Origin of the sequence: Ectopseudomonas alcaliphila, assembly GCF_900101755.1 — a bacterium.
GTDB classification, from domain to species: Bacteria; Pseudomonadota; Gammaproteobacteria; order Pseudomonadales; family Pseudomonadaceae; genus Aquipseudomonas; species Aquipseudomonas alcaliphila.
In genome coordinates, this window is record NZ_FNAE01000004.1 from 309,705 (window position 1) to 323,020 (window position 13,316).

General features: G+C 61.6%; 11 protein-coding genes. 9 read left to right on the forward strand and 2 right to left on the reverse strand.

The features are described 5' to 3' along the window. Positions 1-34: 34 nt before the first annotated feature. Positions 35-1,711 carry a DNA repair protein RecN gene (recN, locus tag BLR77_RS15890; RefSeq protein ID WP_074679448.1) on the reverse strand — a complete coding sequence of 559 codons (1,677 nt, stop codon included), beginning with the start codon at positions 1,709-1,711 and terminating at the stop codon, positions 35-37. A 19-nt stretch (positions 1,712-1,730) separates the two neighbouring features. Here recN and grpE point away from each other — a divergent pair, with 19 nt between their 5' ends. From grpE to BLR77_RS15930, 8 genes are all read left to right on the forward strand, one after another. Beyond that, positions 1,731-2,438, forward strand: a complete 708-nt coding sequence (grpE, locus tag BLR77_RS15895) for a nucleotide exchange factor GrpE (RefSeq protein WP_274379657.1) — start codon at positions 1,731-1,733, stop codon at positions 2,436-2,438. Between the two features lie 99 nt (positions 2,439-2,537). Further along, entirely contained in the window at positions 2,538-4,454 is a 1,917-nt protein-coding gene (gene dnaK / locus BLR77_RS15900; RefSeq protein WP_074679452.1) for a molecular chaperone DnaK, read from the forward strand. Between the two features lie 135 nt (positions 4,455-4,589). Next, positions 4,590-5,717, forward strand: a complete 1,128-nt coding sequence (gene dnaJ, locus BLR77_RS15905; RefSeq protein ID WP_074679454.1) for a molecular chaperone DnaJ — start codon at positions 4,590-4,592, stop codon at positions 5,715-5,717. 85 nt (positions 5,718-5,802) lie between these two features. After that, a complete protein-coding gene (gene dapB / locus BLR77_RS15910) occupies positions 5,803-6,606 on the forward strand; it encodes a 4-hydroxy-tetrahydrodipicolinate reductase (RefSeq protein WP_074679456.1) in 804 nt (267 codons plus the stop codon). Between the two features lie 190 nt (positions 6,607-6,796). Further along, entirely contained in the window at positions 6,797-7,945 is a 1,149-nt protein-coding gene (gene carA / locus BLR77_RS15915; RefSeq protein ID WP_074679458.1) for a glutamine-hydrolyzing carbamoyl-phosphate synthase small subunit, read from the forward strand. Between the two features lie 36 nt (positions 7,946-7,981). Beyond that, on the forward strand, positions 7,982-11,203 hold the full coding sequence (gene carB / locus BLR77_RS15920; protein WP_074679460.1) for a carbamoyl-phosphate synthase large subunit: 3,222 nt from the start codon (positions 7,982-7,984) through the stop codon (positions 11,201-11,203). Then, positions 11,200-11,676 carry a transcription elongation factor GreA gene (greA, locus tag BLR77_RS15925; protein ID WP_074679462.1) on the forward strand — a complete coding sequence of 159 codons (477 nt, stop codon included), beginning with the start codon at positions 11,200-11,202 and terminating at the stop codon, positions 11,674-11,676. The genes carB and greA overlap by 4 nt, the downstream gene beginning before the upstream one ends. Beyond that, positions 11,654-12,094, forward strand: a complete 441-nt coding sequence (locus BLR77_RS15930; RefSeq protein WP_074679464.1) for a DUF4149 domain-containing protein — start codon at positions 11,654-11,656, stop codon at positions 12,092-12,094. Before greA ends, BLR77_RS15930 begins: the two co-directional genes overlap by 23 nt. A 73-nt stretch (positions 12,095-12,167) precedes the next feature. On the opposite strand, the gene yhbY is transcribed toward BLR77_RS15930, so the two are convergent. Continuing rightward, on the reverse strand, positions 12,168-12,479 hold the full coding sequence (gene yhbY, locus BLR77_RS15935; protein ID WP_074679466.1) for a ribosome assembly RNA-binding protein YhbY: 312 nt from the start codon (positions 12,477-12,479) through the stop codon (positions 12,168-12,170). Positions 12,480-12,569: 90 nt separating this feature from the next. Between yhbY and rlmE the strand changes: the two genes are divergently transcribed. Beyond that, positions 12,570-13,193 (forward strand): 23S rRNA (uridine(2552)-2'-O)-methyltransferase RlmE, encoded by a 624-nt coding sequence (gene rlmE, locus BLR77_RS15940; RefSeq protein ID WP_074679468.1) that lies wholly within the window; start codon positions 12,570-12,572, stop codon positions 13,191-13,193. The last annotated feature ends 123 nt before the right edge of the window (positions 13,194-13,316 follow it).

Here is a 13,316-nt window from a genome sequence, read left to right on the forward strand (position 1 = left end):
TGGTGCCCCTGGATTGCATCCGGGCTATGTCGCTTCAGGCAGCCTGCGCGCTGGTGACCATCTTGCGGGCGTGAGCCAGGGATTCCTCGGTCAGATCAACGCCGCCGAGCATACGGGCGATTTCCTCGACGCGGCCGCTTTCGTCCAGCTTGCTCACGGCGGTAGAGGTGGCGTCCTCGCCGCGACGCTTGTGCACGAACAGGTGCTGATGACCTTGCGCGGCGACTTGCGGCAGGTGGGTGACGCAGAGCACCTGACCGCGTTCGCCGAGGCGGCGCAGCAGTTGCCCGACCACTTCGGCAGTCGGGCCGCCGATGCCGACGTCCACTTCGTCGAACACCAGGGTCGGTACGCGCGAGGTCTGTGCGGTGATTACCTGGATCGCCAGGCTGATGCGTGACAGCTCACCACCCGAGGCCACCTTGGCCAGGCCGCGTAGCGGCTGGCCGGGGTTGGCGCTGACCAGGAACTCCACCGTTTCCAGGCCGCTGACATGCGGCTCTTCGCTGCTCATGGCCTGGAGTTGGATGTTGAAGCGGCCGCCAGGCATGCCCAGCGCCTGCATTTCCTGCTCCACTGCAGCGGCCAGGCGTTCGGCGGCATTGCTGCGCAGTGCGCTGAGCTCGCCAGCCTTTTCCTGATAATGGCGTTCATAGGCGGCCAGCTCCTCGGCCAGGCGTTCGCTGGCCTGGTCGTCGGCGTTCAGGCCTTCAATCTCCTCGAACAGCTGCTGTTGCAGGGCGGCCAGCTCGCTGGGTTGAATGCGGTGCTTGCGTGCCAGGGTGTAGATGGTGTCCAGGCGCTCTTCGAGAAACTGCTGACGCTCCGGGTCGGCATCGAAGTGATCGAGGAAGCGATTCAGCTCGCCCACGGCTTCTTCCACCTGGATCTGCGCACTGGCCAGCAGGTTGCTGGCTTCGTTCAAGGCGCCACCCTGGCCACCAAAGGCACCCAGGCGGTTGAGGCTGGAGGTCAGCGCCGACAGCACGTTGCCGGCATCGCTCTCGCTGCACAGCTCGAGCACTTGGCGACAGGCCGCGAGTAATGCTTCGGCATTGCTCAGCGCCTTGTGCTCCTGTTCCAGCTGTTCCAGTTCGCTGTCGCCCAGCGCCAGATTTTCCAGCTCTTCCAGTTGATAGCTGAGCAGTTGATGGCGGGCGCGCTGTTCGTCGCCCTGGCTGGAAATGCGCTCCAGTTCATTGCGCGTCTGTTTCCAGCGTTGTGCGGCGAGTTGCACCTGGCGCGCGAGGTCCTGGCTGCCGGCGTATTCGTCGAGCAGGCGGCGGTGGGTGTCGGTCTTGAGTAGCGACTGATGCTCGTGCTGGCTGTGGATGTCGATGATCAGCTCGCCGAGAGCCTTGAGGTCGGCCTGTGGGCAGGGGCTGCCGTTGATATAGCCGCGCGAGCGGCCTTCGGCGGTGATTACCCGACGCAGGATGCACGGGCCGTCGTTGTCCAGATCCCGCTCGGCGAGCCAGGTGCGGGCTTCGGGAATGTCCGCCAGGTCGAAGCTGGCGAGAATATCTGCCTTGTCCGCTCCGGGACGTACCACGCCGCTGTCGGCGCGATCACCCAGGCACAGGCCGAGGGCATCGAGCATGATCGACTTGCCGGCGCCGGTTTCGCCGCTGATGGCGCTCATGCCGGCATCCAGCTCTAGATCCAGGTGGTCGACGATGGCGTAGTTGTGAATGGACAGGTGCACCAGCATGGCGAACGCTCCCGAATTTATGTCTGGTTATTTATACAGTGTTTTTTCTTTCTCTGGCAATCCTCCCTATCGCCCCTTGAAACCTGTGGAATTGACTCCATATAGGCGGCAGGAGCGCGAGTCGGTATCGCGCCAGTTTTTTCGAGAGGAGAAAGGCATGGCTGACGAACAGACCCTGGATACGCAGAATCCCGAGGCGCAGGCAGCAGAAGCTGTGGCGCCTGGTGACGACCTGGCTGCTCGCGTGCAAACGCTGGAAGAGCAACTGGCCGCTGCGCAGGATCAGTCGCTGCGCATGGCTGCCGATCTGCAGAACGTGCGTCGTCGCGCTGAGCAGGATGTAGAGAAGGCACATAAATTCGCGCTGGAAAAGTTCGCTGGCGACCTGTTGCCGGTAATCGACAGCCTGGAGCGCGGCCTGGAGCTGTCCAGCCCCGACGATGTATCGATCAAGGCCGTGCGTGAGGGCATGCAGCTGACCCTCAAGCTGTTCCACGACACGCTGGCTCGCTACAACCTGGAAGCCATTGACCCGCATGGTGCGCCGTTCAATCCGGAGCATCACCAGGCCATGGCCATGGAAGAGAGCATTCATGCCGAGCCGAACTCGGTGCTCAAGGTGTTCCAGAAGGGCTATCTGCTCAACGGTCGTCTGCTGCGCCCGGCCATGGTCGTGGTCAGCAAGGCGCCAATGACGCCGCCGCCGAGTATCGACGAGCAGGCTTGAAATCAGCCGTAACGACCCCATTTTTAAGTCAAGCGTTTTAGTGCTGCCGGCGCCTGAGAAACGAGGCGACGGAAAAATCAAAGTTTCGGGAGAATATTCATGGGCAAAATTATCGGTATCGACCTGGGGACCACCAACTCCTGTGTCTCCATTCTGGAAAATGGCAACGTCAAGGTAATCGAGAACGCCGAAGGCGCTCGTACCACGCCGTCCATCATCGCTTACGCCAACGACGGTGAAATCCTCGTCGGTCAGTCGGCCAAGCGTCAGGCCGTGACCAATCCGCACAACACCCTGTATGCGGTGAAGCGACTGATCGGTCGTCGCTTCGACGAAGAAGTCGTACAGAAAGACATTCAGATGGTGCCGTACAAGATCGCCAAGGCTGACAACGGTGACGCCTGGGTTGAAGTGAACGGCCAGAAGATGGCGCCGCCGCAAATTTCGGCTGAAATTCTCAAGAAGATGAAGAAGACCGCCGAAGACTATCTCGGCGAAGCGGTCACCGAAGCGGTCATCACCGTTCCGGCCTACTTCAACGACAGTCAGCGTCAGGCTACCAAGGACGCCGGCCGTATCGCCGGTCTGGACGTCAAGCGCATCATCAACGAGCCGACTGCGGCTGCGCTGGCCTATGGCATGGACAAGGCCAAGGGCGACCACACCGTGATCGTCTATGACCTGGGTGGCGGTACCTTCGACGTTTCCGTGATCGAAATTGCCGAAGTCGATGGCGAGCACCAGTTCGAAGTGTTGGCCACCAACGGTGACACCTTCCTTGGCGGTGAAGACTTCGATATTCGTCTGATCGACTACCTCGTCGACGAATTCAAGAAAGAAACCGGCATGAACCTCAAGGGCGACCCGCTGGCCATGCAGCGCCTGAAGGAAGCTGCCGAGAAGGCCAAGATCGAGCTGTCCTCGAGCCAGCAGACCGACGTCAACCTGCCGTACATCACTGCAGACGCTACCGGTCCGAAGCACCTGAACGTGAAGATCTCCCGTTCCAAGCTCGAATCGCTGGTCGAAGACCTGGTGCAGCGCACCATCGAACCTTGCCGTATCGCGCTGAAAGATGCTGGTGTCGACGTCGGCTCGATCAACGATGTGATTCTGGTCGGTGGTCAGACCCGCATGCCGCTGGTGCAGAAGCTGGTGACCGAGTTCTTCGGCAAGGAAGCCCGCAAGGACGTCAACCCGGACGAAGCCGTGGCCATGGGTGCTGCCATTCAGGGTGCCGTTCTGGCCGGTGACGTCAAGGACGTGCTGCTGCTGGACGTATCCCCGCTGACCCTGGGTATCGAAACCATGGGTGGCGTGATGACTGCGCTGATCGAGAAGAACACCACCATTCCGACCAAGAAGTCGCAGGTGTTCTCCACTGCCGATGACAACCAGAGCGCCGTGACCATTCACGTGCTGCAGGGTGAGCGCAAGCAGGCCGCGCAGAACAAGTCCCTGGGCAAGTTCGACCTGGCCGAGATTCCGCCGGCTCCGCGTGGCGTACCGCAGATCGAAGTGACCTTCGACATCGATGCCAACGGCATCCTGCACGTGTCCGCCAAGGACAAGGCCACCGGCAAGCAGCAGTCCATCGTGATCAAGGCCAACTCCGGTCTGTCCGATGACGAAATCGAGCGTATGGTGCGTGATGCCGAGGCCAATGCCGAGGAAGACCGCAAGTTCGAAGAGCTGGCCACTGCGCGTAACCAGGGTGATCAGCTGGTGCACGCCACCCGCAAGATGCTCACCGAAGCAGGCGACAAGGCCACTGCCGACGAGAAGGCGGCCATCGAGAAGGCCATTGGCGAGCTGGAAGTGGCCGTGAAGGGCGACGACAAGGCTGCCATCGAAGCCAAGATGAACGCGCTGTCCGAGGCCACCACGCCGCTGGCGCAGAAGATGTACGCCGAGCAGCCGCAGGGCGGTGCCGCCCAGGCTGACGCCGGCGACGCCAAGGATGCCGGTGACGACGTGGTCGACGCTGAGTTCGAAGAGGTCAAGGAGAACAAGTAAGGGATGCGGCCTGCTCGGCGGGCCGCCTCTTCTTTACGCTCCACCGTCGCTCGCGACGGGCAGGATTCGCCGCGCGGGAGCCTTCTCCCGCGTCGGCGTATCTGGAGCTCACGAATCTGAGAGTGCAGCACAACTATGGCAAAACGTGATTATTACGAGATCCTGGGGGTCGAGCGCGGCGCTAGTGAAGCCGAGCTGAAGAAGGCCTACCGGCGCCTGGCGATGAAATATCACCCGGACCGCAACCCGGACGACAAGGACGCCGAAGAGAAATTCAAGGAGGCCAACGAGGCCTACGAAGTGCTTTCTGACGGAGCCAAGCGTTCGGCCTACGACCAATACGGCCACGCCGGGGTCGATCCGCAGATGGGCGGCGGTGGTGGGGCCGGTTTCGGTGGCGCCAACTTCTCCGATATTTTCGGCGACGTGTTCAGCGACTTCTTTGGCGGTGCTCGCGGCGGTTCGCGTGGCGGTGCCCAGCGTGGCTCGGATCTGCGCTATACCCTCGAGCTGGACCTGGAAGAAGCGGTACGCGGCACCACCGTGACCATTCGCGTGCCGACCCTGGTCGGTTGCAAGACCTGCGATGGCACGGGCGCCAAGAAGGGCACCAGCCCGGTCACCTGTACCACCTGTGGTGGTATCGGTCAGGTGCGCATGCAGCAGGGCTTCTTCTCCGTGCAGCAGACCTGCCCACGCTGCCATGGCAGCGGCAAGATGATCACCGACCCTTGCGGCAGCTGCCATGGCCAGGGTCGCGTGGAAGAGAGCAAGACGCTGTCGGTCAAGGTGCCGCCAGGTGTCGACACCGGTGATCGCATTCGTCTGTCCGGCGAAGGTGAGGCTGGCACGCATGGCGGTCCGGCCGGTGACCTGTATGTGGTGGTCAACGTCCGTGAGCATGCGATCTTCCAGCGTGACGGCAAGCATCTGTATTGCGAGGTGCCGATCAGCTTCGCCGACGCGGCGCTGGGTGGCGAGCTGGAAGTGCCGACCCTCGATGGTCGGGTCAAGCTGAAGATTCCGGAAGGTACTCAGACCGGCAAGCTGTTCCGTCTGCGTGGCAAGGGCGTGGCCCCTGTTCGTGGTGGCGCGGCTGGCGATCTGATGTGCCGGGTCGCGGTGGAAACGCCGGTCAACCTGAACAAGCGTCAGCGCGAACTGCTCGATGAGTTCCGCAAGTCGCTGCAGGGTGACGATTCCCACTCGCCCAAGGCCAGTGGCTGGTTCGAGGGCGTGAAGCGCTTCTTCGGCGACGTTTAATTGAGCGTCAAGCGGCAAGTCACAAGTGGCAAGAGGGTATTGCGCTTGGCTTGCAGCTTGAGGTCCGCAGCTTGGAGCTGATGTTATGCAACGTATTGCAGTGATGGGCGCCGCCGGGCGTATGGGCAAGACCCTGATCGAGGCCGTCAGTCAGGCCGAGGGTGCCAAGCTCAGTGCCGCTATCGACCGCGCCGACAGCAGCCTGATCGGTGCCGATGCCGGTGAGCTGGTCGGTCTGGGCAAGATCGGGGTGACCCTGGTGGGTGATCTGGCGGCAGTGGTCGATGATTTCGACGTGCTGATCGATTTCACTCATCCGTCGGTGACGCTGAAGAACCTGGAGGTCTGTCGTCAGGCTGGCAAGGCGATGGTCATCGGTACCACCGGCTTCACCGTGGAAGAGAAGCAGCAACTGAGCGAGGCGGCCAAGCAGATTCCTGTCGTCTTCGCCGCCAACTTCAGTGTCGGCGTCAACCTGTGCCTGAAGCTGCTGGATACCGCTGCCCGCGTGCTGGGTGATGATGTGGATATCGAGATCATCGAGGCGCATCACCGGCACAAGGTCGACGCGCCGTCCGGCACCGCGCTGCGTATGGGCGAAGTGGTCGCCGATGCGCTGGGGCGTGATCTGCAGAAGGTCGCTGTCTACGGTCGTGAAGGTCAGACCGGCGCCCGTGAGCGCGAGACCATCGGTTTCGCTACCGTGCGTGCCGGTGACGTGGTGGGTGACCACACCGTGCTGTTCGCCGCCGATGGCGAGCGAGTAGAGATCACCCACAAGGCCTCGAGCCGCATGACCTTCGCCAAGGGCGCGGTGCGTTCGGCGCTGTGGCTGCAGGGGCGTGATGCCGCTCTGTATGACATGCAGGACGTGCTGGGTCTGCGCTGATGCGAATGTGTGACTGAGGCGTCTTATCGGGTGGACCGAAAAAGGGTTTTCCTGTAAGCTTCCTGTTTTAGTGTGTCCACTAAAAGTTACGCAGAATGGCTCAAATAAAAAAGCGGGATGACCTTCACACGTCATCCCGCTTTTTTACAACCTGCGTTTGCTTCAAGCCTTGATCGAGACGGAGGTCTTCTTGACTAAGCCAGCCCCCAAACCTGCCATTTTGGCCCTTGCTGACGGCAGCATTTTTCGCGGCGATTCCATCGGGGCCGATGGCCAGACGATCGGAGAGGTGGTGTTCAACACCGCCATGACCGGCTATCAGGAAATCCTTACCGATCCATCCTATGCCCAGCAGATCGTTACCCTGACTTACCCGCACATCGGCAACACCGGCACCACGCCGGAAGATGCCGAGTCCAACCGTGTCTGGGCTGCTGGCCTGATCATCCGCGACCTGCCGCTGATTTCCAGCAACTGGCGCGACAAGCAGCCGCTGGACGAGTACCTGAAAGCCAACGGCACCGTCGCCATCGCCGGTATCGATACTCGCCGCCTGACCCGCATCCTGCGCGAGAAGGGTTCGCAGAACGGCTGCATCCTGGTCGGTGACGACGCGACAGAAGAGAAAGCACTGGAACTGGCGCGCAGCTTCCCGGGCCTCAAGGGCATGGACCTGGCCAAGGTGGTCAGCTGCACCGAGCGTTACGAGTGGCGCGAAAGCACCTGGAACCTGCAGTCCGACAGCCACCCGGAAGTCCCGGCCAGCGAGCTGCCTTATCACGTGGTCGCCTACGACTACGGCGTGAAGCTGAACATCCTGCGCATGCTGGTCGAACGTGGCTGCCGCCTGACCGTGGTGCCGGCGCAAACTCCGGCCAGCGACGTGCTGGCACTCAAGCCTGATGGCGTGTTCCTCTCCAACGGCCCTGGCGATCCCGAGCCGTGTGACTATGCGATCAAGGCGATCAAGGACGTTCTGGAGACCGATATTCCGGTATTCGGCATCTGCCTCGGCCACCAGTTGCTGGCCCTGGCCTCCGGCGCCAAGACCCTGAAAATGGGCCACGGCCACCACGGTGCCAACCATCCGGTGCAGGATCTCGACAGCGGCGTGGTGATGATCACCAGCCAGAACCATGGTTTTGCCGTGGACGAAAGCAGCCTGCCGGGCAACCTGCGTGCAATCCACAAGTCGCTGTTCGATGGCACCCTGCAGGGCATCGAGCGCACTGACAAGGATGCCTTCAGCTTCCAGGGTCACCCCGAGGCGAGCCCAGGCCCGCACGATGTGGCGCCACTGTTCGACCGCTTCATCGAAGCCATGGCCAAGCGCCGCTAAGCCCGCCGACTGACCCAAGGATTCGAGAGAGATAAAATGCCAAAACGTACAGACATCAAAAGTATCCTGATCCTCGGCGCCGGCCCCATCGTCATCGGCCAGGCCTGCGAGTTCGACTACTCCGGCGCTCAGGCGTGCAAGGCGCTGAAGGAAGAAGGTTTCCGCGTCATCCTGGTGAACTCCAACCCGGCCACCATCATGACCGACCCGTCGATGGCCGACGCCACCTATATCGAGCCGATCAAGTGGGCCACCGTGGCCAAGATCATCGAGAAGGAGCGCCCCGACGCGCTGCTGCCGACCATGGGCGGTCAGACCGCGCTGAACTGTGCGCTGGATCTGGAGCGCCATGGTGTGCTGGAGAAATTCGGCGTCGAGATGATCGGTGCCAACGCCGACACCATCGACAAGGCTGAAGACCGTTCGCGCTTCGACAAGGCGATGAAAGACATCGGTCTGGCCTGCCCGGTATCCGGTATCGCCCACAGCATGGAAGATGCCTATGGCGTGCTGGAGAAGGTCGGCTTCCCGTGCATCATCCGTCCGTCCTTCACCATGGGCGGCACCGGCGGCGGCATCGCCTACAACCGTGAAGAGTTCGAAGAAATCTGTGCCCGCGGTCTCGACCTGTCGCCGACCAGCGAGCTGCTGATCGACGAGTCGCTGATCGGCTGGAAGGAGTACGAGATGGAGGTGGTCCGTGACAAGAAGGACAACTGCATCATCGTCTGCTCCATCGAGAACTTCGACCCGATGGGCGTACACACCGGCGACTCGATCACCGTCGCGCCGGCGCAGACCCTGACCGACAAGGAATACCAGATCCTGCGTAACGCCTCGCTGGCGGTACTGCGCGAGATCGGCGTGGAAACCGGTGGCTCCAACGTGCAGTTCGGCATCTGCCCGAACACTGGTCGCATGGTCGTCATCGAGATGAACCCGCGTGTATCGCGCAGCTCGGCGCTGGCCTCCAAGGCCACCGGCTTCCCTATCGCCAAGATCGCCGCCAAGCTGGCTGTCGGTTACACCCTCGATGAGCTGTCCAACGACATCACCGGTGGGCGTACCCCGGCGTCGTTCGAACCGGCCATCGACTATGTCGTGACCAAGGTGCCGCGCTTTGCCTTCGAGAAATTCCCGAAAGCCGACGCCCGCCTGACCACCCAGATGAAATCCGTGGGCGAAGTCATGGCCATCGGCCGTACCTTCCAGGAGTCCATGCAGAAAGCCCTGCGCGGCCTGGAAGTCGGCGTTGCCGGTTTCGATCCGAAGCTCGACCTGAATGACCCGGAAGCGGAAAGCACCCTGCGTCGCGAGCTGACCGTGCCCAGCGCCGACCGTATCTGGTACGTGGCTGATGCCTTCCGTGCCGGCAAGACCGTCGCCGAAGTGTTCGAGCTGACCCGTATCGACGAGTGGTTCCTGGTGCAGATCGAAGATCTGATCAAGGACGAGGCGACCGTGCAGACCCTCGGTCTGTCGGCCATCGATCGTGACCTGATGTTCAAGCTCAAGCGCAAGGGCTTCTCCGATGCGCGCCTGGCCAAGCTGCTCGGTGTGTCCGAGAAGAGCCTGCGCGCCCATCGCCACAAGCTCAAGGTGCTGCCGGTGTACAAGCGCGTGGACACCTGCGCCGCCGAATTCGCCACCGACACCGCCTACATGTACTCGACCTACGAGGAAGAGTGCGAAGCCAACCCGAGCAGCCGTGACAAGATCATGATTCTCGGTGGCGGCCCCAACCGTATCGGCCAGGGCATCGAGTTCGACTACTGCTGCGTACACGCCGCGCTGGCCATGCGTGAAGACGGTTACGAGACCATCATGGTCAACTGCAACCCGGAAACCGTCTCCACCGACTACGACACCTCCGACCGCCTGTACTTCGAGCCGGTGACCCTGGAAGACGTGCTGGAGATCGTCCGTGTCGAGCAGCCCAAGGGCGTGATCGTCCAGTACGGTGGCCAGACTCCGCTGAAGATCTGCCGCGCGCTGGAAGAAGCGGGCGTACCGATCATCGGCACCAGCCCCGAGGCCATCGACCGCGCCGAAGACCGCGAGCGCTTCCAGCAGATGGTGCAGCGCCTGAACCTGCGTCAGCCGGCCAACGCCACCGCGCGCAGCGAAGACGAGGCACTGGCCCTGTCGAAGAACATCGGTTACCCGATGGTGGTGCGTCCGTCCTACGTACTGGGCGGCCGGGCGATGGAAATCGTCTACCAGGAAGAAGAGCTCAAGCGCTACATGCGCGAAGCGGTGAAAGTCTCCAACGACAGCCCGGTGCTGCTCGATCGCTTCCTCAACTGCGCCATCGAGGTGGACGTGGATGCGGTGTGCGACGGCGAGAGCGTGGTGATCGGCGCGATCATGCAGCACATCGAGCAAGCGGGCGTGCACTCTGGTGACTCCGCCTGCTCGCTGCCGCCGTATTCGCTGCCGATGCACATCCAGGACGAGATCCGCGACCAGGTCAAGAAAATGGCCCTGGAGCTTGGTGTGGTCGGCCTGATGAACGTGCAGATGGCCGTGCAGGGCGAGGACATCTACGTCATCGAGGTGAACCCGCGCGCTTCGCGTACCGTGCCGTTCGTCTCCAAGTGCGTCGGCGAGTCGCTGGCCAAGGTGGCTGCCCGCGTCATGGCCGGCAAGAGCCTGGCCGAGGCCGGTTACAGCAAGGAAATCATCCCGCCGTTCTTCAGCGTCAAGGAAGCGGTGTTCCCCTTCGCCAAGTTCCCCGGCGTCGACCCGATCCTCGGCCCGGAGATGAAGTCCACCGGTGAGGTCATGGGTGTCGGTGACACCTTCGGCGAAGCCTTCGCCAAGGCCCAGCTGGGTGCCAGCGAGATCCTGCCGAACTCCGGTTGCGCGTTCATCAGCGTGCGTGAAGATGACAAGCCGGAAGCCGTTCAGGTTGCCCGTGACCTGGTTGCGCTGGGCTTTGAAGTGGTTGCCACTGCCGGCACCGCCAAGGTGATCGAGGCTGCTGGTCTGCCAGTTCGTCGCGTGAACAAGGTGACTGAAGGTCGTCCGCATGTCGTCGACATGATCAAGAATGATGAGGTCACCCTGATCATCAATACCACCGAGGGGCGTCAGTCCATCGCTGACTCCTACTCGATCCGTCGTAACGCCCTGCAGCACAAGATCTACTGCACCACCACCATCGCGGCTGGTCAGGCGGTCTGTGAAGCGCTCAAGTTCGGCCCGGAGAAGACTGTGCGCCGGCTGCAGGATCTGCATGCAGGAATCAAGGCATGATCAAATACCCCATGACTGTCCAGGGCGCTCGCGCCCTGGAGGAAGAACACGCGCACCTGACCAAGGTGGTGCGGCCCAAGCTCAGCCAGGATATCGGTACCGCACGTGAGCTCGGTGACCTCAAGGAAAACGCCGAGTACCACGCCGCGCGTGAGCAGCAGGGCATGGTCGAGGCGCGAATTCGCGATATCGAAGGTCGTCTGCAGAACGCGGTGATCATCGATGTCACCACCATCGAGCACACCGGCAAGGTGATTTTCGGCACCACGGTGGAGATTGCCAACGTCGAGACTGACGAGAGCGTGACCTACCAGATCGTGGGTGAGGACGAAGCCGACATCAAACAGCGCAAGATCTCCGTCGGCTCGCCCATCGCCCGTGCCCTGGTGGGTAAGAGCGAGGGTGATGTGGTCGCGGTGCAGACCCCCAGTGGCCTGGTCGAGTACGAGATTGTCGAAGTCCGCCATATCTAGGCCTAAGCAACCGTCGCGGGCGGCTGCCGTCAGTTGGCAGCTGGCCCAGACCCTCTGGGTTGGCGGTTTGTGGTTGTTGCAGTTCGTCATTCTGCCGGCCATCGGCCAAAGCGGTCTGGCGCCTCTGCTGGTGCAGGAGATCGCAGCGCGGCTGGTGCCGCTGCTGGTCGGTCTGGCAGCGGTATGCGTTGCGCTGCAGGCCTTTGCCTTGCTGAGCAGTGAAGGGCTATCGAGCCTGCTGCGGGATATGCGTGGGCAACTACTGCTGACCGTTGCGGTCATGGCCCTGAGCTACTTCGCTGTGTTGCGCTACTGGCCCGAGGCCGAGTACTGGCTGCGTTTCAGCTACCTGGTGATGGCGTTTTGTGGGCTGTTGCTGGTGCTGCAGCCGGTGCCTGGGGCGCCGGTCAGGCGCTAGCGGCGTTGTGTAGGCGCGAATTCATTCGCGATCAGGACGCGCAACGCTTGCCCATGATCGCGATAGAAGCACCTCAACCCTGGTAACGGATAACGTTGGACAGGTTGCGATTCGGCTTGGGGTTCTTGCGATAGAGCAGGGCGACCTTGCCAATCGACTGGACCAGTTCAGCGCGTCCGTTTTCGCACAGGGCTACAATGGCTGCCTGGCGATCCTCGCGTTCGGTGAGGCGCAGCTGTACCTTGATAAGCTCGTGATCGTTCAGGGCACGGTCCAGTTCGCCCAGCACGCCCTCGGTCAAACCATTGTCAGCCACGATCAATACAGGTTTCAGGTGGTGGCCGATAGATTTGAATTGTTTCTTCTGCTCTTGAGTGAGCGGCATAATCGTTAGTACCTAATTCGGTCTGGAAAACGGCGCCTATCTTACCCGAGCCCGCGCAGTTATTCATGACCCGTTGAGTCAGAGGTTTAAGTGGCACGTTCCAAGACCAGCCAGCGTTGGCTGAAAGAACATTTCGATGATCCTTACGTGAAGATGGCGCAGAAGGACGGCTATCGTTCGCGCGCCAGCTACAAATTGCTGGAAATCCAGGAGAAGGATCGCATTCTGCGCCCCGGGATGACCGTGGTCGATCTCGGCGCCGCACCGGGCGGCTGGTCGCAGGTCACCAGTCGAGTGATCGGCGACAAAGGGCGTCTGATCGCTTCCGACATCCTGGAGATGGACAGCATTCCCGATGTCACCTTCATTCAGGGTGATTTCACCGATGACGCCGTGTTCGCGCAGATTCTCGAGGCCATCGGCGAAAATCCGGTGGACCTTGTTATTTCCGATATGGCCCCCAATATGAGTGGGGTAAGAACCGCCGATCAGGCGCGTGCGATGTATCTGTGCGAACTGGCGCTGGATCTGGCCGGGCGTGTGTTGCGTCCAGGTGGCGATTTTCTGATCAAGATTTTCCAGGGTGAAGGTTTCGACGCCTACCACAAGCAGGTGCGTGAGACTTTCGACAAGGTGCAGATGCGCAAGCCGCTGTCCTCGCGTGATCGTTCTCGTGAGCAATATATGTTGGCGCGCGGGTTTCGCGGGGTGTGAGTTGAAACTGGTGTCCGCCTTGTCGGTCTCAGTGGCAGAAACCTCATAAAGGGTTACAGACGGCGCCTGCGGGACGCGGGCGTTTGGTGTAAGTTAGTCGGTATATCATTGGTCGTCATGGGA